General features: G+C 63.9%; 22 protein-coding genes. 6 read left to right on the plus strand and 16 right to left on the minus strand.

The annotated features are described in order from the left end of the window. Positions 1 to 73: 73 nt before the first annotated feature. From EMO90_RS08070 to EMO90_RS08115, 10 genes are all read right to left on the minus strand, one after another. Positions 74 to 1,297, minus strand: a complete 1,224-nt coding sequence (locus EMO90_RS08070) for an ROK family transcriptional regulator (RefSeq protein WP_395953087.1) — start codon at positions 1,295 to 1,297, stop codon at positions 74 to 76. A 151-nt stretch (positions 1,298 to 1,448) separates the two neighbouring features. After that, the gene (locus tag EMO90_RS08075; protein WP_190971992.1) at positions 1,449 to 1,862 is read right to left on the minus strand and encodes a PH domain-containing protein; all 414 of its coding nucleotides are present in this window, start codon (positions 1,860 to 1,862) and stop codon (positions 1,449 to 1,451) included. Positions 1,863 to 1,967: 105 nt separating this feature from the next. After that, a complete protein-coding gene (locus tag EMO90_RS08080) occupies positions 1,968 to 2,798 on the minus strand; it encodes a DUF1684 domain-containing protein (protein WP_150353943.1) in 831 nt (276 codons plus the stop codon). Between the two features lie 203 nt (positions 2,799 to 3,001). Next, complete coding sequence (locus EMO90_RS08085) at positions 3,002 to 3,898, minus strand: MetQ/NlpA family ABC transporter substrate-binding protein (RefSeq protein ID WP_150353942.1); 897 nt, start codon at positions 3,896 to 3,898, stop codon at positions 3,002 to 3,004. Between the two features lie 52 nt (positions 3,899 to 3,950). Then, complete coding sequence (gene metK / locus EMO90_RS08090; protein WP_150353941.1) at positions 3,951 to 5,126, minus strand: methionine adenosyltransferase; 1,176 nt, start codon at positions 5,124 to 5,126, stop codon at positions 3,951 to 3,953. Positions 5,127 to 5,157: 31 nt separating this feature from the next. Then, entirely contained in the window at positions 5,158 to 5,892 is a 735-nt protein-coding gene (locus tag EMO90_RS08095) for a class I SAM-dependent methyltransferase (RefSeq protein ID WP_150353940.1), read from the minus strand. Between the two features lie 328 nt (positions 5,893 to 6,220). Continuing rightward, positions 6,221 to 7,414, minus strand: coding sequence for an aminotransferase class I/II-fold pyridoxal phosphate-dependent enzyme (locus EMO90_RS08100; protein WP_150353939.1), 1,194 nt, complete (start codon positions 7,412 to 7,414; stop codon positions 6,221 to 6,223). Then, complete coding sequence (locus EMO90_RS08105) at positions 7,411 to 8,574, minus strand: iron-containing alcohol dehydrogenase (protein ID WP_150353938.1); 1,164 nt, start codon at positions 8,572 to 8,574, stop codon at positions 7,411 to 7,413. The genes EMO90_RS08100 and EMO90_RS08105 overlap by 4 nt, the downstream gene beginning before the upstream one ends. A gap of 32 nt (positions 8,575 to 8,606) precedes the next feature. Beyond that, a complete protein-coding gene (locus tag EMO90_RS08110) occupies positions 8,607 to 9,302 on the minus strand; it encodes a methionine ABC transporter permease (protein ID WP_150353937.1) in 696 nt (231 codons plus the stop codon). Continuing rightward, entirely contained in the window at positions 9,302 to 10,402 is a 1,101-nt protein-coding gene (locus tag EMO90_RS08115; RefSeq protein ID WP_150353936.1) for a methionine ABC transporter ATP-binding protein, read from the minus strand. The genes EMO90_RS08110 and EMO90_RS08115 overlap by 1 nt, the downstream gene beginning before the upstream one ends. Before the next feature lie 364 nt (positions 10,403 to 10,766). Here EMO90_RS08115 and EMO90_RS08120 point away from each other — a divergent pair, with 364 nt between their 5' ends. From EMO90_RS08120 to EMO90_RS08130, 3 genes are all read left to right on the plus strand, one after another. Beyond that, a complete protein-coding gene (locus tag EMO90_RS08120) occupies positions 10,767 to 11,840 on the plus strand; it encodes an iron-containing alcohol dehydrogenase family protein (RefSeq protein ID WP_190971991.1) in 1,074 nt (357 codons plus the stop codon). Between the two features lie 138 nt (positions 11,841 to 11,978). Continuing rightward, positions 11,979 to 12,830: a DUF1684 domain-containing protein gene (locus EMO90_RS08125; protein ID WP_150353934.1), complete on the plus strand. Its 852-nt coding sequence runs from the start codon at positions 11,979 to 11,981 to the stop codon at positions 12,828 to 12,830. 124 nt (positions 12,831 to 12,954) lie between these two features. Continuing rightward, a complete protein-coding gene (locus tag EMO90_RS08130) occupies positions 12,955 to 13,404 on the plus strand; it encodes a hypothetical protein (RefSeq protein WP_150353933.1) in 450 nt (149 codons plus the stop codon). Positions 13,405 to 13,700: 296 nt separating this feature from the next. On the opposite strand, the gene EMO90_RS08135 is transcribed toward EMO90_RS08130, so the two are convergent. From EMO90_RS08135 to EMO90_RS12155, 3 genes are all read right to left on the minus strand, one after another. Beyond that, positions 13,701 to 14,927, minus strand: a complete 1,227-nt coding sequence (locus EMO90_RS08135) for an ATP-binding protein (RefSeq protein ID WP_150353932.1) — start codon at positions 14,925 to 14,927, stop codon at positions 13,701 to 13,703. Positions 14,928 to 15,242: 315 nt separating this feature from the next. After that, positions 15,243 to 15,707 carry a hypothetical protein gene (locus tag EMO90_RS08140; RefSeq protein WP_150353931.1) on the minus strand — a complete coding sequence of 155 codons (465 nt, stop codon included), beginning with the start codon at positions 15,705 to 15,707 and terminating at the stop codon, positions 15,243 to 15,245. Positions 15,708 to 15,725: 18 nt separating this feature from the next. Then, complete coding sequence (locus EMO90_RS12155) at positions 15,726 to 16,169, minus strand: DUF3592 domain-containing protein (RefSeq protein ID WP_223849736.1); 444 nt, start codon at positions 16,167 to 16,169, stop codon at positions 15,726 to 15,728. 139 nt (positions 16,170 to 16,308) lie between these two features. Between EMO90_RS12155 and EMO90_RS08150 the strand changes: the two genes are divergently transcribed. Further along, on the plus strand, positions 16,309 to 16,767 hold the full coding sequence (locus tag EMO90_RS08150; RefSeq protein ID WP_223849735.1) for a DUF4143 domain-containing protein: 459 nt from the start codon (positions 16,309 to 16,311) through the stop codon (positions 16,765 to 16,767). Positions 16,768 to 16,863: 96 nt separating this feature from the next. Here EMO90_RS08150 and EMO90_RS08155 read toward each other — a convergent pair whose 3' ends face one another. The 3 genes from EMO90_RS08155 to EMO90_RS08165 all read right to left on the minus strand — a co-directional run bounded on the left by EMO90_RS08155 (position 16,864) and on the right by EMO90_RS08165 (position 18,563). Next, positions 16,864 to 17,541, minus strand: a complete 678-nt coding sequence (locus tag EMO90_RS08155; protein WP_150353929.1) for a DUF3800 domain-containing protein — start codon at positions 17,539 to 17,541, stop codon at positions 16,864 to 16,866. Positions 17,542 to 17,877: 336 nt separating this feature from the next. After that, a complete protein-coding gene (locus EMO90_RS08160) occupies positions 17,878 to 18,315 on the minus strand; it encodes a PIN domain-containing protein (RefSeq protein ID WP_150353928.1) in 438 nt (145 codons plus the stop codon). Next, on the minus strand, positions 18,312 to 18,563 hold the full coding sequence (locus tag EMO90_RS08165; protein WP_150353927.1) for a DUF6364 family protein: 252 nt from the start codon (positions 18,561 to 18,563) through the stop codon (positions 18,312 to 18,314). The genes EMO90_RS08160 and EMO90_RS08165 overlap by 4 nt, the downstream gene beginning before the upstream one ends. A 176-nt stretch (positions 18,564 to 18,739) precedes the next feature. Between EMO90_RS08165 and EMO90_RS12610 the strand changes: the two genes are divergently transcribed. Both EMO90_RS12610 and EMO90_RS08175 read left to right on the plus strand, forming a co-directional pair. Continuing rightward, the gene (locus EMO90_RS12610) at positions 18,740 to 18,871 is read left to right on the plus strand and encodes a hypothetical protein (RefSeq protein WP_150353926.1); all 132 of its coding nucleotides are present in this window, start codon (positions 18,740 to 18,742) and stop codon (positions 18,869 to 18,871) included. A gap of 92 nt (positions 18,872 to 18,963) precedes the next feature. Further along, positions 18,964 to 19,353, plus strand: coding sequence for a hypothetical protein (locus EMO90_RS08175; RefSeq protein WP_150353925.1), 390 nt, complete (start codon positions 18,964 to 18,966; stop codon positions 19,351 to 19,353). The last annotated feature ends 57 nt before the right edge of the window (positions 19,354 to 19,410 follow it).

Genomic DNA, 19,410 nt, shown 5'->3' on the forward strand with positions numbered 1-19,410 from the left:
TTATCGTTGGGGAAAACTCGTTGGGTTTATCGGCTGCGGTCTCGAATCAGGATGATTGACCGGGATGGCCGGATCAGGACGCTCCGGAAACATCGAAGAACAGGGACGGACGTTCGAGGAACTGGGTGACGGCCACGGCGGCGGCACCGGCCACGGCCGCATCCGCATCCAGCCCGGACAGGAGGATTTCGGTCGAATCGACCAGCTCGGGGATCGCGCGATCGGCCACCGTGCGCCGGACCTCCCTGAGCATCGGCTCGCCGGCCTCGGCCACGATGTCGCCGATCACCACGCGTCGAGGGTTGAAGGCATTCATGATCGTCACGCATCCATAGCCCACATACCGGCCGACGGATCGGACCATCGCCAGCGCGCGCTCGTCGCCGTCGTGCGCCTTGGCGAACAGGGCGCGGCAGGCTTGGGTGTGGCTCATGGCCGCCGCATCGGGCACAACCTGCCCGTCCTCCACCAGCATGGCGTGGATCGCCGGCGTGGAGCAGTAGCGCTCAAGGCAGCCGCGGTTGCCGCAGTCGCAGAGCCGGCCGTCCACATCGATGCTGACGTGGCCGATCTCCGTGGCCGCGCCGATGGCTCCGTTGAACAGACGGCCATGGTCGATCACGCCCAGGCCCACGCCCTCGCCCACCAGATAGTAGGCCAGATCGCCGCCTGATTCGCGATCGAACAGGTAATGCGCCAACGCGCCGGCGCGGGCGTCGTGCTCCACGAACACCGGCACGCGGAAGGCGTGTGTGAACTCGGTGATGAAGTTGACCTTGCGCCACCCCTGCATGCCGGACACCACGGCGATGCGCCCCACTTCGCGCAGGTACGGGCCGGGCACGGCCATGCCGATCGCCACGATCCTGGGATCACGGTCCAACAGAAGGTTCACACGGCGATGGATGTCCCGGATGGTCTCGCCGATGGTGCCGTCCGTGACCGGCGGCAGATTGTCAAGCCCCAGCAGCGCGCCGGCGAGGTCGAACACGCCGATCTGCACCAACGAGCGCGCGAATTTGACGCCGACCACATGGAAGCGGGTCGCGTCGAGGGACAGACCGATGGATCGGCGGTTCTTGCGTCCCTCGATATCCCCGGTCTCCTCGAGCGCGCCGGCCTCGATGAGGCGCGCGGTGATCTTGGTGATCGCTGCGGGCGTCAGGCCGAGGGCCTTGGCGATCTGCGCACGCGAGCTGATGCCGTGATGGTACAGGTATTGGAGGATGTTCGAACGGTTCGCCTCGGAAAGCGATGCGACCGTAGTCGTATGAACGCTTGCCGTGGTTTCCATCATGCCCCTCCGTGGTCCGCTCATCGTTGAATCTGAACTTAATTCATATATTAACCACGTTAATGATTTTGGGCAAATCGGCGCGCGGAGCGCCCTGCGTGGCGTGTCGCACGCAGAGCGCTGGAAGCGTTGGAACCATACGGTGCGCCGGCTGCTACATGATCTTGCCGGCGATGAACGCCCCAATCTCGCGCACATCGATGCCCGGCACGAACTTGAGGCTGACAGCGCACGGGCCGCTGATGACGCCGGTCTGGCCGTCAATGTGTCCCAAACCGCCGAACCACAAATCCAGCGTGGCGTCCACATCGAAGCTCCCGCCCGTCTCGATGCCATACGCCCGGACGCACGAATACGGCAGGAACGTGTGATCCCGCCTCTTGCCGGTCAGGCCCTTCACGGTCACGGTCACCAGACGACGGTCCGTGAACACCACCCAGCCAGGGGATCCCTTGAACGCATAGCGGACCGACTCGCCCTGCAGCAGCAGGCCGTCCAGCATCGTCGTCGCGCTCCCGGGGTCGACGCCGTCCATCTTGGAGAATGTCGCATTGCTGAAACTGATCATGGCATATCCCTTCCACCCGTCGACCGTCGCCGGGCCTGCCTCCATACTACCGGCAGACAGGCCCTCAAGCGGGTTTTTGCGCTTGGCTTGCGGCCCTTAACAGGTTCAGTGTCGTTCGCCGGCGGTGACGGGCACGCTCACCCGGTTGCCGGCCGGGGCCAGCGGGCACGTGCAGTACGGCGAGAACGCGCACGGCGGGTTGAACGCCCGGTTGAAGTCCAGCAGCACTCGGGTTTCGCCCGCCGGGACGGTGGCGGCTAGGAACCGCCCGCTGCCGTAGGTGGCCTCCCCGTTGGTCGGATCGCGGAAGATGATGAACAGCCCGCGGCCATTGCCCTCTCCACCCCCGTCGAACGCGACCAGGCGCTGCGGCTCGCCCCCGGCCTCGAAGCTCACCGTGCCGACGGCCTCGAGCGTGCTGGTCAGCCCGTCCACGCGCGTGGACACCACGGTGTCCCGGGCCTCGCCGTACGGCTCGAACACGCCCTCGATGCGCCACGCGGGGTCGAAGGGGTAGGCGGGGATGCCGGCGAAGTCGCGGCGGAACTCGGACTCGGGGTCGCGCACGCGGATGCCGAACTGGCCGGATCGCTCGATCACGGCCGCGCGGATTCCGCCCGATTCGACGTATGCGCCGTCCGCCTCGGCGTCGCTGGGCACGTGGACGGGCCCGGTGACCGACGTGCGCCCGCCGTCCGCGCCCACCAGCACGGTGGCCGGGCCGTCGTCGGCTCCGGGCTGCGGGGTGAGGACGACCTTCCCGTCGCGCAGCGCCCATTCGCCGGCGATGCCGGGCACAACGGCCCTGAACCCGCCGAGCGCCTGGAGCCAGTACAGTCCGGTCTGCGACAGCCATCCGTAGGGCGCGCGCAGGCTCTCCTCACGCCGGCGGCGCCAATCCAACCACTCGGTCTGTGCGGTCGTGACATCGGCCATGATGCGTTCCTTTCCATGCGATCGGGGACTCTCCCCCGAGTTCATGCACACGACCATACCGGCCGGCCGGCACATGCGGAAGGGAGCTGTACAACGTTGGAGGCCCCGGCCGGGAAGATGCACGGCCAGGGCCTCCAACAAGGAGAGGAAAAGGAAAAGGAAATAGGTTAGCGGACCCGAGTGCCAGCCGACTGGTACGGCTGCTAGGCTTCGGGCTTGTCGAGCAGGTTCTCGTAGGTGTAGATGGAATCGGCGGTGTGCTTCTCGTCGATGACCTTCTTGACCGCCTCGGAGCCGTATGCCTCGACGATTTTGCGGTAGACCGGGTTGCCCTGCTCGCCGGTGCGCCCGGCGATGAGGTTGATCCACGGCTTGTTGTAGATGTCGTTCGGGTTGACGGGCACCGAGAAGATCGAGTCGTCCCTCGGGTTGAGCCCGGCGTCCACGGCGGTGTTCGCGTTGATGATGCCGGCGGTCACGTCAGGCAGCAGCTTGGGGATCTGGGTGGAGGCGACCTCCTTGATCTGGATGTTCTTGGGGTTCTCGGTGATGTCCGCGACGGTGGGCAGGTAGCCCTTGTCCGGATTGGTCTTCAGGACACCGCCTGCCTCTAGTACCTTCAGGGCGCGTCCCAGATTGGTGGGATTGTTCGGCACGGCGATCGTATCGCCGTCCTTGAGGTCATCAAGGCTCTTGATCTTGTCCGAGTACACGTTGAGCGGCTGGATGAGCGTGTTGGCGAAGACCTGCAGCTTGTAGCCGCTCTCCTTGATCTGGTCATCAAGGTAGGCGCGGTGCTGGAAGGCGTTGAGATCAACCTCCTTCTTAACGGTCGCACCATTGATCTGGCTGCCGTCCATCTTGACGAGCTGAACCTCGATGTTGGCGTTCTCGGCGGCGAGGGTCTGATTCACCGCGTCCCAGATGTCGTCGTACGAATCGGAGTCGGTCGCCACCTTGACGATCGTGGGCGTCTGGCCGCCGGCCCGTACCGCATTCGCGACGGACACGCCGATGGCGCCCGCGACGACCGCGGCCACAACCACGCCAATGGCGATGAGACGACCGGTAATGGATTTCTTGGATGATGCTTTGGCCATGTTGCTTCCCTTCTCTACTGTCTAATGGCCTGATTGGATGGTGTGTTCGCTGTCAGATCGCAGCCTTGAGCGCGTCGACCCGGTCGGTGCGCTCCCAGGTGAAGTCCGGCTCAGTGCGGCCGAAGTGGCCGTAGGCGGCGGTCGGCCGGTAGATGGGACGCTGCAAATCGAGCTCGCGGATGATGGCGAACGGACGCAGGTCGAACACGCGCTTCACGGCATCCACGATGCGCGCGCGGTCCACGGTCTCGGTGCCGTAGGTCTCCACGTCGATGGAGATGGGATCAGACTCGGCCACGAAGTAGCCGATCGTCACCTGGGCCCGGTAGGCGAGGCCGGCCGCGACGATGTTCTTGGCCACCCAACGCGCTGCGTATGCGGCGGAGCGATCGACCTTGCTGGGGTCCTTGCCGGAGAACGCACCGCCACCGTGGGCTGCGAGACCTCCGTAGGTGTCGACGATGATCTTCCGGCCGGTCAGACCGCTGTCGGCCTTAGGCCCGCCATTGATGAACGGACCGTTGTTGACCTTGACGATCGCGTTGGCGGCCAGCGGCACGTCAATCCGGGCGAGCACCGGGTCGATGACCTGCTCACGGACCGCGGACCGCACGTCGTCCAGGACGAAATCGGGCGAATGCTGCGTGGACAGGGAGACGTTGCGGAACGCCACCGGGTGCAGATCGTCGTCGTATTCGATCGAGACGATCACCTTGCCGTCCGGGCGCAGCAGCGGCAGCGTGCCGTCCTTGCGCACTTGGGCGAGGCGTTCGGCGATGCGGCTGGCGATGTAGATGGGCAGCGGCAGCAGCGAAGGGTTGTCGTCGACCGCGTAGCCGACCACGATGCCCTGGTCCTGCGCAGGCACGTCGAGCAGCTCGTCGCCGCTCTTGCCGACGAGACGGTCATAATTGCCAACGTTCCCATCGAAGTCTCGGGGGCGGATGTTGTTGATGATGCCGGCGCCGTCCGGGGAAATGCCGCTGTCCGCATCGGTGTATCCGATGTCGCGCAGCGCTTGGCGCGCGATCTCCACATGGTCGAGCACCGTGGGTGCGGACACCTCGCCCTCCACCACCACAAGACCGTCCTTGGCGGTGGTCTCCGCGGCCACGGCGGACAACGGGCTCACCGTAAGATAGGCGTCGAGAATGGAGTCGGAGATGATGTCGCATACCTTGTCCGGGTGGCCTTCGGTGACGGATTCGCTGGTCAGCAGTCGTGTCATGGTTTCCTCCTTGGTTTCGCTTGTCACTCGGTCACTTCACAGCGACGACCGCGATGTAGTTGCCCTTGGTGTAGCCACTGATCGGATCCACCGCATCATCCTCCTGGTACGGCGGATTCGCGAGCACGGTCTGGAAGTAGTGGAAGTCCCTGAAGCCAATGCGCCCGAGCAGGTCCACGTACCATGACGTCAGGTGCCAGTACGGCTTGTACTGGTTGCGGTCGGCGTGGTGGAAGACGCTGCCGGAAAGGATGTCCTGGAAGTCCTCGTCCTTGATTTCGGGGTACTTCTGGGTCAGGAAGAGGACGGCGCCGAGCGCGCTCTCCTTGGGCACGTCGGTGAACACGAGCTTGCCGTGATCGCTCAGCGCTTCGAAGTTGCGCCTCCAGGTGTCCTCGAGCTCGTCGTCGGGCAGGAACCCGAAGCTGGAGCCGTTGTAGACGATCGTGTCGTAGGAGTCGGGTTCATAGTCGATCTCCTGCGCGCCCGCGGTGACCACGTCGAATCCGCGCTGCCGGGCGAGTTCGGCGAACCCGGCGGACGGCTCCACGCCCTTGGCGATGGTGATGCCGTACCGGTCGCGCAGCGCCTCCTCGGAGATGCCGGAGCCGAGGCCGATAGACAGGATGCGTCCGGGGTCGGTGACAGTGATCGCCTTGTGCAGCAGGCGCAGGCGCGATTCGTTGATGTTGGGGTTGCGGCGTGCGCTGTCGTCGAGCAGCGTCTCCTTGTCGACGAAATGGTCGATGACGGACGGGTGTGCCATAGCGGATTCCTTTCGGCGGGGTCAATGGGCCGCTGGATGTGGTTCGGCCCGTTGACCGGTGAATGTGTATGTAGCGTTCCGATGACCGGAACCGCGAGCGGACGATGGGACGCCGCCGTGGTCCGGTTCGGTGTGGATGAGAGTCCGCGAAGAGGTGCGGACATCGGTGTATTCGTTCCGTCTCGGGCCCATCCCTGACCGTTTCGACGGAGCGATCGCATTGCCGGAAGGAGGCCCCTTCTTCCTCCATCCGGATGGTGATCTCATTAAAGCACGGGTACCCGCAGCGCGCCACGGCGCGGCGCAAACTCGTATTCTACGTTGTTTATCATCCCGCATAACCGCAGGCTATAGCCGTTTCGGCGATGCGGGAGACGGCCTCGCGCAGCCGTTCCTCTGGCATGAGCAGGCTGATGCGCACGTAACCTTCGCCGCCCTCCCCGAAGCAGGTGCCGGGCAGCACGGCCACATGGGCGCGCTCAAGCAGCAGATCGGCAAACCCCTGCGAGGTGCAGTCGTCTGGCACACGCGCCCACGCGTACAGCGCGCCAGACGAGTCGAACACATCGATGCCCGATTCACGCAGCCCCTCGGCCACCAGACGGTGCCTTGAGGCGTACCGGGCTGCCAGATCGCGCACGGTGCTTTGGTCGCTGTCAAGCGCCGCCGCGGCGGCGTCCTGCACCGGCGCGGCCACGCTGGAGCACAGCTGGTGGTGGTACCTGCGGAACGCGCCGATGAGCCGCGCGTCACCGGCGATGAAACCCGCGCGCCAGCCCGCCATGGTGTACATCTTCGACATGGAGCAGATCTCGGCCGCAAGGTCGCCCGTCTGTGCCGCGGACAGCAGACTCGCGGGCCGCTCCCGGTATCCGATGCCCGCGTAGGCGAAATCGTTGATCACGGCGAAGCCATGGGCGCGCGACAGGGCCAGGACATCCCCGAAGAACGCCCTGTCTGCCATCGCGCCGGTGGGATTGGCCGGGAAGTTGAGCAGCAGCAGCGCGGTGTCGTCCCACACGGACGGGTCGACGGCTCCGAGATCCGGCAAATAGCCGTTCCCAGCCGTGGCCCGGATCGTGCGGAATCGGGCTCCGGCCGCGGCGGCGAGCGCGAGGTAGGGCGGATAGTACGGTTCCACGACGGTCAGCGCGTCGCCCGGATCGAGCAGGGACTGCGTCACCGCGGCGAGGCCCACGGACGCGCCCTCCACTGCCGTCACCTGGCTGGACGGGTCGAGCGCGACGCCGTGCTCGCGGGCGTACCATCCAGCCGCCGCCTCAAGGAAACGGGCCTTGCCATCGAACGGCCCGTAGGGGAAGTTGCTGTCGCGCAGCATGGCGGCAGCGCCCTGACGCGCCACGAATGCCGGGGCACGTCCGTCCGGGTTCGCCTTGCTCAGGTCTATGACGTCGACGCCCCCGCCACGTGCCTTTGCGACCTTGGCGTCGGTGGCTGCGAAGCAGTTGGCAGGCAGACCCGCCACGCGCGCTGCGATGCGGAACGGTCGCGGGCCGGTCATTTCGCCAGCTCGAGCACGGCGATCACATCGTCGCGCGTCAGCGGCGAGTAGTTGCCCACCGTGCCGGTTCCGTTGCCAGTGACAGCGTCGGCGATGCGCGGGAAGCCGTCTTCGCCTATCCCCAGATCGCCCAGATGCACGGCAAGTCCAAGATCGGAGAAGAACCGCTCGAAGTCGTCGGCGAGCAGCAGCGCCAGAGCGCGTTCACCGAGCGCGGGATCGTGCCCGAACACGCGCTCGGCCAGACGGGAGTAGCGGGCCGGCTTGCGTTCCGCCACATAGCGGATGATCGACGGCATAAGCACGGCGATGCCTTCGCCGTGGATCACGTCAAACTCGCCGCCCAGCTCGTGCTCGATCCGGTGCGTGGTCCAATCCACCGTGCGCCCAAACGAGAAGTAGAAGTCGTTAAAGCCGGTGCTCGAGATCCAATGCAGCTCCCGCCGCACGTCGACGTCCGAGGGATCGGCGATCCACCGCCGCCCGGCGTCGAGCAGCGCCCGCAGCCCGCCCTCGAGGAAGTAGTCGACGGAGTGGATGGCGATGTCGTCGCTGAAGTACGGCTCCGTGAACGCCGTGGCGAGGTCGGCGATGGCTGCCGCCTGGTAGTGGTACGGGACGGTTGCGGAGTTGCGGGGGTCCACGAGAGAGAAGTTCGGGATGATCCTGCGGTCCTCGAGGAAGCGCTTGTCGCTGCCCTGCTGGACGACCGCGCAATCGGACACCTCGGAGCCGCTGCCGGGCAGAGTGGCGATCACGCCGATGGGCAGCACGTCCCCGGGGCGCGCCTTGCCTGTGAACAAGTCCCACACGTCGCCGTCATACGGCACGCCGGCCGCCACCGATTTGGCCGTGTCGTACGAGCTGGCACCGCCCGCGGCAAGCACCAGATCCACCCGCCGTTCCCTCGCCAGATCGATGAGCGAGCGTATCAGGTCGACGCGCGGGTTGGGCACCACGTCGCGGTTCTCCGCGAGCGCGCCGCCCACCTCGGCCACCGCGTCGCGCACGCGCTGGAGGATGCCAAGCCGCTCCACGTAGTCACCGCTCGAGACGAGCAGTACGCTGGTGGCGTGGTATTGGCGCAGGAAGTCCGCGAGATGGTCCTCCGCGCCTTCCCCGAACACGATGGTGTTGTGCGTGGTGTAGGTGAATGTCATGTGGTTGTCTCCTGTTGCTCGATTATTCGCTGTCATTCGCTGATCTGGACTTCGCGCGACGTGGCGTCGATGACGGTGCGGCCCACGAATTCGATGAAGCCCACCATGATGAGTAGCACGATCACCGACGCGACCGTGGCATCGAACATGAACCGCTGGTAGCCGTAGCGAATGGCGAAATCGCCCAGTCCGCCGCTGCCCAGTGATCCGGAGATGGCGGACAGGCCGATCAAGCTCACCAGCGTGATGGTGGTCACCTTCGCGATGTTCGGGATAGCCTCCCGGAAGTAGACGCGCCAGATGATCTGTACCGGCGACAGCCCCATGGACACCGCCGCCTCCACGAGTCCCGGATCGATGGACAGGAACGCGGATTCCATCTGACGCGAGAAGAACGGCGTGATGCCGATGACCAGCGGGAAGATCGCCCCCTGCACGCCCAGGGCCGTTCCGGAGATCGCGCGGGTGATCGGCACGAGCGCCGCGGCCAGGATGATGAACGGAATGGACCGGAACAGGTTGATGATCCAGCCGAGCGCCTGATTGAATGCGGGGGCGGACAGCAGGCCGCCTTTGCGCGTGACCACCAGCAGGATACCGATGGTCAGGCTCAGCACGAACGAGAGCACCGCGGTGATGCCCACCAGCACCAGCGTCTCGATGATCGAGCGGTAGAATTCGTCCGCACGCGGCGCGACGTTGGGAAACAGATCGATAAGCCACTGCATTAGCGCAACACCTCCACGTTGATGTCCTTGTCCTTCAGATAGGCGATGGCCTGGCGGATGCCGTCCTCGGAACCGGACCATATGCCCGTGGTGCCGCCGATCGGATGGCCGTCAACCACCTCCACATCGCTCAGCAGAATGTTGATATCCACGCCGAACCGGCGGATCACCGTGGCGATCAGGGGTTCGAACACCCCTTTGTGCACGTAGCGGATGGAAACCAGCTTCTCGCCCGGCTTGAGACGCACCAGCGGCTCGCCGTCGGGAACACCGTCTCCATCCTCGTCCCCACCATCCACCAGTTCGCCAAGCTTGGCGATGTTGGAGGTCGTGGCGATGAACGAGCGGGTGAGCTTTGCCTGTGGGTTGGCGAATACAGAGAACACGCTGCCCTCCTCGACGAGCCGGCCGCTGTCCAGCACCGCGACCCTGTCGCAGATCTCCTTGACCACGGACATCTGATGCGTCACGATGATGACCGTGACTCCGAGACTGCGGTTCACCTCGCGCAGCAGATGCAGGATGGACACGGTCGTCGCCGGATCGAGAGCGCTTGTCGCCTCGTCGCACAGTAGGATCTTCGGGTTGGATGCCAGCGCGCGGGCGATGGCCACACGCTGCTGCTGGCCGCCGGACAGCTCGCCCGGATAGGCATCGGCCTTCTGATCGAGGCCGACCAAGGACAGCAGATGCGTAACCCGCTCCCGGCGCTCGTCCTTGCCCAGATCGCTGTCTTTGAGCGGAAACAGGATGTTGTCAAACACTGTCCGGGACGGCATGAGGTTGAACTGTTGGAAGATCATGCCGATTCGCCGTCGCTCGACGCGCAGCTGCCTCGCGTCCAGATCGCCGATCCTGTGGCCGTCCACGGTGACCGTGCCGCTGGTGGCCCGTTCGATGCCGTTGATGAGTCGGATCAGCGTGCTCTTGCCCGCGCCGCTCAGGCCGATGATGCCGTAGATGCCGCCGCGTCTGATGCTTAGCGAGACGTCGCTCAGCGCCGCCTTCTCCTCGCCGTCCTCGCCGGTGAATACCTTGCCCACCTTGTCGATGACGACGATCGGGGAGGCTTCCGCCTCCTGGGTCGTGTCCTGCCCCATGTATGTTCCCCTTCAGATTGAGTGTTGTCCTCGGCCGAAATCCCCTTTCGTCCGATGGTGAGGATCATAACCGCATGCGGATCGGGCGGACAACCACGCCCACCGCGCGACACGGCCAAGTCCCGGCCGGCATGGCCAATGGCCCGGACCATCCGATCGCCGTCATTGCAACGATTGCGATGACAGCACGGAAATACCGTTACAACCGCCCGTTATGGAACGCCATCAGTAATCGCGATAGTTCCGAATGGCTCCAGTCGGCGCGGCGCATTGACCGTCCATGACGGCTCCTGTAGCGTGACGGACATCGCTGGCGGCGCACGGGATGGACGCCGCAATTCGCATTCGTTCGAAAGGGGAACATATGAGCGAGTATCAGGGGCCATTGGCGTCATTGGTGCGCAGCGGCCCGGATCAGTACATCAACGAGCCCGGAAGCGCAAAGGATCCCGCCGCACTTACCTCGGACTGGCGTCATCCGGCGGTCATCACCGGAGAGCGTGCACGGAGCGCCTACGAGGCGTATGCGGGCGGGCCGGTACCTGCGACCGTGCTGGTCTGCGACGGCAGCGTGACCGACCGCAACGCGCGCGAGCTTGCGGACGCCCTCACACCGGATACCGACGTGGTGGTGGCCTTGGGCGGAGGCCGTGCCATCGATACAGCAAAGGAGGTGGCGCATCTGCGCACCCTGCCCCTTGTGGTGGTGCCGACCATCGCCTCCACATGCGCACCATACAGCGCCCTTTCGGTGATCTACGACGAGCGACACGCCTTCCTCAAAGTCAGCCACCACCCGCGCAACGCCGTGAAGCTGGTGGTCGATCCGGCGCTCATCGCCCGGGCGCCCAAGCAATACCTGCTCGGCGGGATCGGCGATACGCTGGCGAAATGGTACGAGGCGAAGGCGGTGTTCGACATCAGCCGCCCGCATTCGGCGCTCGACCGGCTCGGACTAGAGGCCGCCCGAATCGCCCGCGACGAACTGCTCGAACAATCCACGACGGTGCTGGAGCATTACGACGATGGATGCGGCGACCATGCTGCACTGGGCAACCTCATCGACACGATCATCGCGCTCGGAGGCGCCGTGGGCGGGTTCGCACGGACCAAAGGCCGGGCGTCGGGCGCCCACGCGATCCATGATGCGCTCACGATCATCCCCGAATTGCACGCCACATTGCATGGTCTCAAAGTCGCCTACGGCATCCTCGTGCAGCTCACGTACGTGGGCGAGATCGAACAGGTGGAGGAGCTGTCGGAGGTCTACCGACGGATCGGACTGCCGACATCGCTGCGGGACATGGGCGTGCCGGCGTCCGCCATCGACCGAATCGCCACGCGCGCGGCCGAGCCGGACCTGTCGTGGGTGAACGCCTTTCCGCACGCCACGGGTGCCGGCATCGCCAGCGCCATCCGACAGCTCGAGTCCGTCTGACGCCCATAACCGCAGCATGTGGCCGGCTATCCGGTATCGCGATGGCCACGCCGCAACGAATCGCACCCAATATCCATACACTCGGATCCAAGCGACGGCCCGGGCCGCCGCGATCGATCACACGAAGGGGAAATAACTATGACCGATACGAACATCGTCACCGCGCGCCGGGCCGATCTCTACACGCAGGCGTGGTACGTCTGGCAAGCCGGGCGCCAGGAGACGCTCACCGCGCCCCACAACTATCTCGCGCCCCTGTCCACCACATGGGTGTCCGAGGGCGAAACGAAGACCATCCGGGAGTTCCCGGGCGAGTGGAGCGTCTCCGAGGACACACTGATCTACACGCCCGAGCCGGGATCCGGGGTGGTCAACGAGAGGCGTCCGCTCGACGGGCCGATCTCGTTCACGCCCACGGCGTTCGGCGAGCAGTCGCTCGGCTACATCGACCTTGGGGACGTGAGGGCCGAGGTCAACGCGCAGACCGATCTGGCCGAACGGGACACGTACCGCTTCTGGATCCGGATCAAGGACCCGAACGCGGCCGCCCGGCGCGACTTCAAGGGCATCGACCACTTCGACATTGACCCTGCGTGGCGCCTGCCCGCCACGTTCAAGCCCGCCACGCAGGACGAGCTCGACATCCACGACTCCGTGGTCCCCACCGTGCTGCAGTCCTACAAGGTGCTCGGCACCCTAGAGTTCAGCTATGAGGGTCAGGTCTACTCGCTCGTGGTCTCCAACGTGTTCGGCCACGCCTACGTGTTCTTCACCGACGAGACCAGCGGCCACCAGACGGCCGGCATCGGACGCATCTACGAGCTTTCCGCCGCCGATGTTCTGGGACTCGGCCACGTCGACTTCAACTACGCCTTCAATTACCCGTGCTCGTTCAGCCTGTTCTGCACTTGCCCGATCCCGTCGAAGCGCAACCACCTGCCCTTCGCGGTGACTGCCGGCGAGAAAACCCCGAACGAATACCAGTACTGACCGGCCGGCCGGCACATGCGATGCTCCCCGCGCCCTATGATGGGTGAAGGATATCCGGTTCGCCGGTTCTGCCACTCGGCGGGCCCGCGACCGACAGGAAAAACCGGCAGGACAGGGGGCGCATATGGCCGGGAATTCGTTCGAGGATGATTTCATGGACGTGCAGTCCGGCCTGGTTTCGCTGTGTCTGGAGGCAGCGGAGGGGCAGCCGATCCGGGACGTCTACATCTATGCGTCGCTTGAGGGCCGGATGACGGTCTTCAACGCATTCTTCCGCGCGGGGAATGCGATCCTTCCGCTCAATCAGGTCGCGACCGACGATGATCTGCGCCGGCGGATGCTCCGTCTGGCGCATGGCGATCTTGCCGGCCTGCGCAGGCTGTGCGACGAGGCCGGTCGGCCCTGCCCCACGCAGATCCGCGGCCACTACATTGCCGGCACAGGCGCGTACAGGGCCGATTACGCATACGATCCGATCGTCGCCAAGGACGATGGCACGGGCGTGGCTCCCGGAGCGACGTTCGCCGCATGGATGCATGCGGTCGCGAGCGCACCCGGGGAGGATGGGTTCTGATCGCCGCAGTCACGACACTCGTCATCCTGAGCGCAGCGCAGCCGCCCTTTTCGTCATCCTGAGCGGAGCCCGATAGGGCGGAGTCGAAGGATCCTTCGTCATTGCGCATTGGTCATTGGCGCGCAATGGCCAAGGATCCTTCGACTCCGCGCTGACGCGCTTCGCTCAGGATGACGAAACGGCCTCGCGCTCCGCTCAGGATGACGAGGCGGCCTCGCGCTACGCTCAGGAGCATCGGAGGCGGCCATCAGGATGGCCTCACCCGACGGGCGCTGGCCTCACACGCAACCTCTCCGTCACTGCCGCCCATCGAGCAGCCAGTCCAAGGCATAGACCTGCCCGATCCCCTCGTGCGACGTCGGGCGTTCGTCATCCAGTGTGATCAGCGTCTTCGGATAGTCGTCCCGCACCGCACGCAGCGATGACAGCTCCCGTTCCAACGTGGCCGGATCGCGCACGGATTCGCTGACCTGATAGTAGCGTCGTCCACCCGGCCCATTGGTGATGAAGTCGATTTCGCCGCCTGCCCCCTGCCCGACGAACACGTCGCCGTCCCTGCGCATCAGCTCGAGAAACACCACATTCTCCAGCAGACGGCCGGTGTCTCGCACGTTGTTGGAGCACAGGATGCGGCGCACGCCCAGATCCACGGCATAGTACTTGCGTTCCTGACGCAGTGCGCGCTTGCCCCTGATGTCGTATCGTTGCACCGGATAAAGGATGAACGCCGCGGCAAGACCCCCCAGATAGCCGGACACCGTGGGCGACGATATCTTCGTTCCCGCCGATGTCATGGCGTCGGCAATGGACTTGGGATTGACCAAATTGCCGATATTGTCGAACATGTACCGGGTGACCGTTTCCAGAGCGGCGATATTGGAGACGCCCAGACGCGCGGCCACGTCCTTGAACAGGACGGTGTTGAGGATGCCGTCGAGATAGTCGTGCAGCATCGACGCATCGCCGGGAAACCCCACCGTGGCCGGCAGCGCCCCGTCGTGCAGGTATTCCGACCACGCTCGCTGCAGGCTCAACCCCTCTTGCGAACGCGCACTCCAGTATTCGGCGAACGACAGCGGAGTCATGGCGATTTCCACATACCGGCCGGATATCAGGGTCGCAAGCGTGCCGGAGAGCAGTGTGGCGTTCGAACCAGTAATGTACAGATCCATGTCGCCTCGGGCCTGCAGACTGTCGAGAGCCTTCTGGAAGTCCGGCACGTTCTGGATCTCGTCGATCAGCACATAGCGTCGGCCATCCCCCGCAGACGCGTCCGCGGCGGCGCACCGACGGATGATCTCCTCATGGAGGCGGTGGTATTCGAGGAATCGCTCGTTCTCCAGCAGTTCGAGGTTGAGGTGGACGACGGCCTCGGCGGGCACGCCGTAGTGGCCGATCAGGCGCTGCCTCCACAACGTCATCAACGTCGACTTGCCACAGCGGCGCACGCCGGTGATCACCTTGATCACGTCGCGGTCCTTCCACGCGTCAAGCTTGCGCAGATATGATGGCCGGTCGATCATTGGCTTCTCCTTTGCGAATCGGTTCGGCGCACGCGAGAAACATCGCTCGGATTTAAAATGTATTTTAAATATATCAAAAAAACTTAATTATTTAAAATGAGTTTTAAATTGCGTAATTCGCCGGACGGGAGCGCCCCCTGTATTCCGTCACCCTGAGCGAACTCTTTTTGTCATCCTGAGCGCAGCCCGATAGGGCGGAGTCGAAGGATCCTTCGTCATTGCGCATTGGTCATTGGCGCGCAATGGCCCAGGATCCTTCGACTCCGCGCTGACGCGCTTCGCTCAGGATGACGAGGCGGCCGGCTACGCGCTACGTCAGGATGACGAACCGGGAGCACCCGCCGGATCCAGATCGTCCTTTCCGGACTGCACATCGTCCATCCACGTGTCGAATACTGTGGCCGGCGAGATGCCGTAGTCGGGATCGGCAACGATGGGATCGTACGAATAATGCACCCGGTAACCGCCGGTCGCCGTCTCGTACCGGCCGCGGATCTCGGTGGGGCATGCGCGTCCACGCTCCCCGCACAGGGTGCGCAATCGTCCCAGATCGTCCGTACCCAGATCCAGCACCTGCAACGCGAGCGAGCGGTCCGGAACGACCTCCGTAAGGCCCCGAACAACCCCGCCCATGCGGAAGAACGTGTTGAAGGATGTCATGCCACCCTCGATGGAGCCGTATATGTATACGACCTCCACGTTCGCATCGCCGGCCGCCTCCAGGGCCAAAGCGACCATGCCGGACTGGATGTCCATGAACTCGTCCTCGAAAATGACCATGATCGCCCCTTTCCCGACTCACACGAACAGCCAGGCGATCGCCGCGGCCGCCCCGATGGCGAAGGTGACCACGCCGATGATGATGAACAGCCGGCAGAACGACTCCGACTTCTCCTCCGGCAGATACGCGGTCGCGGGATCGTACGGATCGTAGCCGACCGTCATCCGATCGCCGACGTGCGCGCTAGGCCGGCCTTTGGAGATCGACGAGGACACCGTGTACTCCACGCCGCCCACTTGATACGCGACCTCGGGGCTCCATGTGACGGAGGTGCCGTCACTGTCGCGGTCCACATGCCGGATCATCCGCGTCACTTCGCCGACCGTGGATGCCGTGCAGCGCGCGGCCAGCTTGCGATCACGCCACAGGAGAAAGCCTCCGACCAGTATGAATATCAGCCCAACGAACATGAAAATGGCACCGAACGGCAGCAATGCGGATAAGTTTGTGGTCTCAACCATGGGAGCCTCCTTGTCCCGGGTGTTTCCATTATCGCACTGGGTGCGGGCACAGCACCCCTCCGCATCATCCCCCACGAATTGCGACGAGTGCGCATTTTGGGCGTTTATGGAATTCGACGAGTGCAAATATCCCCCATGCATGAAACCGGACGAGTGCAACGCAATATCGCGGATCGCCCATTTCGCAACGGGACTCCGCCGCGACACCGGTCTGGCGGCGAATCTGCTCGGCATCGACACCGAGGAGCACACGTTCTCTAGCCAATACCGCGGCAGCTTGTACGAGAACGCAGTGATGGTCGAAATCATCAAGCGCCATCAGGCTCTGGGACGCGAGCTACTGCTGTTCTACTGGCGCGACAGCAACAAAAAGGAGATCGACGCGATACTGGAGCAGGGCGGCAGACCACGGTATGCCGTGGAGGTCAAATCCTCCGCCACATACAATCCGAAGTCGTTCGCGACCCTCGAGGATCTCGCCCCGATGATGGACGTGCCGACGGAAGGCCGCTTTATGGTCTACGGCGGCGATGAGGCATTCTCCATCAGGCATAGCCATGTCATCGGCTTGGGTGACTTCGGACGGCTCGTCGCGTAGGGAGGACCGTGTCCGCGGGACGCATACGCCGATGGCCTCGATTCATCGGGATGATGAGCCGGGGCCATCGAGGAGAAAAAATTTACGGGATCGTCACTAAGCAGCCAACCGATGCTTTCGCACCTTCTTGAGGTAGTTCTTCTTGAAGGCGCGTGCCGATCCGAAGAAACGTTCGTCGGTCGCGGTCTGCTCGCGGTTCTCGTACTTGAGTGAGGTCAGCTCGATGGTGCAGATGAAATCCGCCACCTGAGCGAGACGGTAGTCGGTCGGCGAGCCTTTGCGGTAGACGACGGCCTGTTTCGAGAGCGCGTATTTGATCGCGCCGTGAATGGCCTGCGTGACGAGACTCTGGCCGCCGTCGTAGTACACCTTGATGGCGTCGAAGCTCTGGAAGAGCGCCAGATGATCGAACACGATGTTGACGATGTCGCGCTTGATGCGTGCGCCCAGCTGTTCCAAGGTTGCATAATCGGCCTTTCGGTAGATGAGCGTCACGTATTGTGCCGGCAGTTTGAACAGCATGGACAGAAAGTAGGTGAGCAGGCGCTTGCGCTGGCTGATGCCGAGGTGCTGATAGGCGTCATGCCCGTTCAACAACGGTGAGGCGTGCATGGGGATGTCCGGCAGCCCTGCGTCGCGGAGCGTTTGTTCATAGCCTTCGAACATGGGGGTAACGGGATCGGACTGGTCATGGAACACCAGCGTCAGCGCGTAGTACTTGGACTGAAATCCCTGCTCGCCGCTCTCGTCGGCGAAGATCGAGATTTCAGCCATGACACCCCCTGAAAATGAAAAATGCCGGGGGATTACCCCCGGCTCCTGGAAGTCTCACATTGCTGCGGACCTGTGTACTACCAACCATACCGGATACCGCAGTGCTTCGCAAGTCGCAAGTCGGCTATGTGCCAGCGCCGTGCCGACCTTGGGAGCCTCCTTGTCCCGGGTGATTCCATTATCACACGGGCCATGCGAATGCGGAACCCCTCCACACCCGCCCCATGAATTGCGACGAGTGCGAATATCCCTCATGCATGAAACCGGACGAGTGCAACGTAATATCACGCATCGCCCATTGCGCCGTCGCTCCAGTGCCTTGATACGACCCGGGGGTTACTCCATCCCCACTGCGTCCAGCGGAGACTGAATCTTGTTCAGCAACTCCGTAGGAGATATGGCGGGAATGGGAGACTTGGCAAAGTCCTTGACATTCCGCGTAACAATGTAATCGCACTTGGCACCTACCGCTACAGATGCCACGAAAGCGTCTTCCGTGTCCTTGAACCCATATGACAGGCCTCTCAGCACCGCCGATTCATCCAACGGGGCTATGTGAGCGACCGCCATGCATCGTGACAGCGCCTGGACCGCCACTGCGTGATTGGTCTGCCTGGCCGTCAGATAGATGATCGTGGCCGCCGCATGAGCCGGCATAAACAGATCGAATTCCTGGTTTGCATACAGCCCCATCACCAGTGCGGAGTTTTCGTAGTGAGGTTCGCGCCTGAGGATGACGTCCATGAAGATGTTGACGTCCAGCATGAGTCTCATAGGTACTTTTCCTCGAGATGACGACGATAGTCATCCTTTTCGTCCGCATGCGCATCCCCAGCGCCCACGCCCATCCCGATCAGTTCCTGGATGAGCGGTGGCAGTCCCCCCAAGGAGCGGACTTCATCCAGCGAGTTGAGATAATCCCCGACGAGCGACGAAAGACTGCGACCGGAGGCCGCCGCATACCGCTTTCCCTTGGCCACCGCTTGGCTGTCCACGCTGAGGGTGAGTTTATCCGTCGGCATTGGGACCTCCCTACCTATACGTATATGCATTCTAAGTATACGTATAACAGATGTCTTTGCCAAGACGACAGGTTCCGCCGGAAAATGCCATCGCCATGGCCAAGGCAGGCTAGGGTGCCTCTGAGTTTTGCTTGTTAAGCGAACAATATCGATTCCGCGACGAAAGATCGCATTCCGTGAGCGAGAAGACCATCCGCCGCGAGCTCATGCTGCCCGAGGAGCTGGCCCTGCTGGGCACCGACGAGTGCGTGTACATCCTCAGGGGCGCGCCGCCGTTCAGGAGCCGGAAGCTGGAGGCGAAGGGGTGAGGGTGGGGCGGGGAGTGAAGACGGTTTTCGTCTCCTCCCGCCTCTATTCTTAGAACAAATGTTTGTCGAACTGTTGTTCCAAGGAGGTTGTGGTGGCGAACGAGTGCCGTCTGGTCTACCACTGGTGCGGGCACGGGGAGAAGGTCCCGTACAGCCTGCCCACGCGCATGTTCGAGGCGCGGGTGCGCGTGATCCGTTCCACGGCGTGCGACTGGTGCCGCAAGGGCGCCGACGAGCAGAGCAACCTGCTCGACGGGTGCGCGCCCATGGAGGGCCGCGAGCCCCTGGTCTCCCGGGCGGAGGCCATCCGCCGGCGTGCGCTCGGCCAGGCCAGGGCGCTGCGCGGGCACGCCACGGGCGGGGAGCTGGACGGGTTCGACGAGCTGCTGCGCCGGATCAGGTGCATGAACGACCCGCGGTGGTGGGTCGAGCACCGGGCGGACGCGATCGCGGTGCTCGCGCGGGACATCGAGGTGTTCTGAAGGCCTCGATCAGACAGCCCGGACGCCGGGCATGGCCGTATGATTGTGGGATATGAT

The sequence above is a fragment of the Bifidobacterium vespertilionis genome (genome assembly GCF_008698145.1).
GTDB classification, from domain to species: Bacteria; Actinomycetota; Actinomycetes; order Actinomycetales; family Bifidobacteriaceae; genus Bifidobacterium; species Bifidobacterium vespertilionis.

Coding starts and splice junctions, on each gene's coding strand:
- EMO90_RS08070 (WP_395953087.1), bottom strand. CDS start 1,297: ATGATGGAAACCACGGCAAGCGTTCATACGACTACGGTCGCATCGCTT.
- EMO90_RS08075 (WP_190971992.1), bottom strand. CDS start 1,862: ATGATCAGTTTCAGCAATGCGACATTCTCCAAGATGGACGGCGTCGAC.
- EMO90_RS08080 (WP_150353943.1), bottom strand. CDS start 2,798: ATGGCCGATGTCACGACCGCACAGACCGAGTGGTTGGATTGGCGCCGC.
- EMO90_RS08085 (WP_150353942.1), bottom strand. CDS start 3,898: ATGGCCAAAGCATCATCCAAGAAATCCATTACCGGTCGTCTCATCGCC.
- metK (WP_150353941.1), bottom strand. CDS start 5,126: ATGACACGACTGCTGACCAGCGAATCCGTCACCGAAGGCCACCCGGAC.
- EMO90_RS08095 (WP_150353940.1), bottom strand. CDS start 5,892: ATGGCACACCCGTCCGTCATCGACCATTTCGTCGACAAGGAGACGCTG.
- EMO90_RS08100 (WP_150353939.1), bottom strand. CDS start 7,414: ATGACCGGCCCGCGACCGTTCCGCATCGCAGCGCGCGTGGCGGGTCTG.
- EMO90_RS08105 (WP_150353938.1), bottom strand. CDS start 8,574: ATGACATTCACCTACACCACGCACAACACCATCGTGTTCGGGGAAGGC.
- EMO90_RS08110 (WP_150353937.1), bottom strand. CDS start 9,302: ATGCAGTGGCTTATCGATCTGTTTCCCAACGTCGCGCCGCGTGCGGAC.
- EMO90_RS08115 (WP_150353936.1), bottom strand. CDS start 10,402: ATGGGGCAGGACACGACCCAGGAGGCGGAAGCCTCCCCGATCGTCGTC.
- EMO90_RS08120 (WP_190971991.1), top strand. CDS start 10,767: ATGAGCGAGTATCAGGGGCCATTGGCGTCATTGGTGCGCAGCGGCCCG.
- EMO90_RS08125 (WP_150353934.1), top strand. CDS start 11,979: ATGACCGATACGAACATCGTCACCGCGCGCCGGGCCGATCTCTACACG.
- EMO90_RS08130 (WP_150353933.1), top strand. CDS start 12,955: ATGGCCGGGAATTCGTTCGAGGATGATTTCATGGACGTGCAGTCCGGC.
- EMO90_RS08135 (WP_150353932.1), bottom strand. CDS start 14,927: ATGATCGACCGGCCATCATATCTGCGCAAGCTTGACGCGTGGAAGGAC.
- EMO90_RS08140 (WP_150353931.1), bottom strand. CDS start 15,707: ATGGTCATTTTCGAGGACGAGTTCATGGACATCCAGTCCGGCATGGTC.
- EMO90_RS12155 (WP_223849736.1), bottom strand. CDS start 16,169: ATGGTTGAGACCACAAACTTATCCGCATTGCTGCCGTTCGGTGCCATT.
- EMO90_RS08150 (WP_223849735.1), top strand. CDS start 16,309: ATGAAACCGGACGAGTGCAACGCAATATCGCGGATCGCCCATTTCGCA.
- EMO90_RS08155 (WP_150353929.1), bottom strand. CDS start 17,541: ATGGCTGAAATCTCGATCTTCGCCGACGAGAGCGGCGAGCAGGGATTT.
- EMO90_RS08160 (WP_150353928.1), bottom strand. CDS start 18,315: ATGAGACTCATGCTGGACGTCAACATCTTCATGGACGTCATCCTCAGG.
- EMO90_RS08165 (WP_150353927.1), bottom strand. CDS start 18,563: ATGCCGACGGATAAACTCACCCTCAGCGTGGACAGCCAAGCGGTGGCC.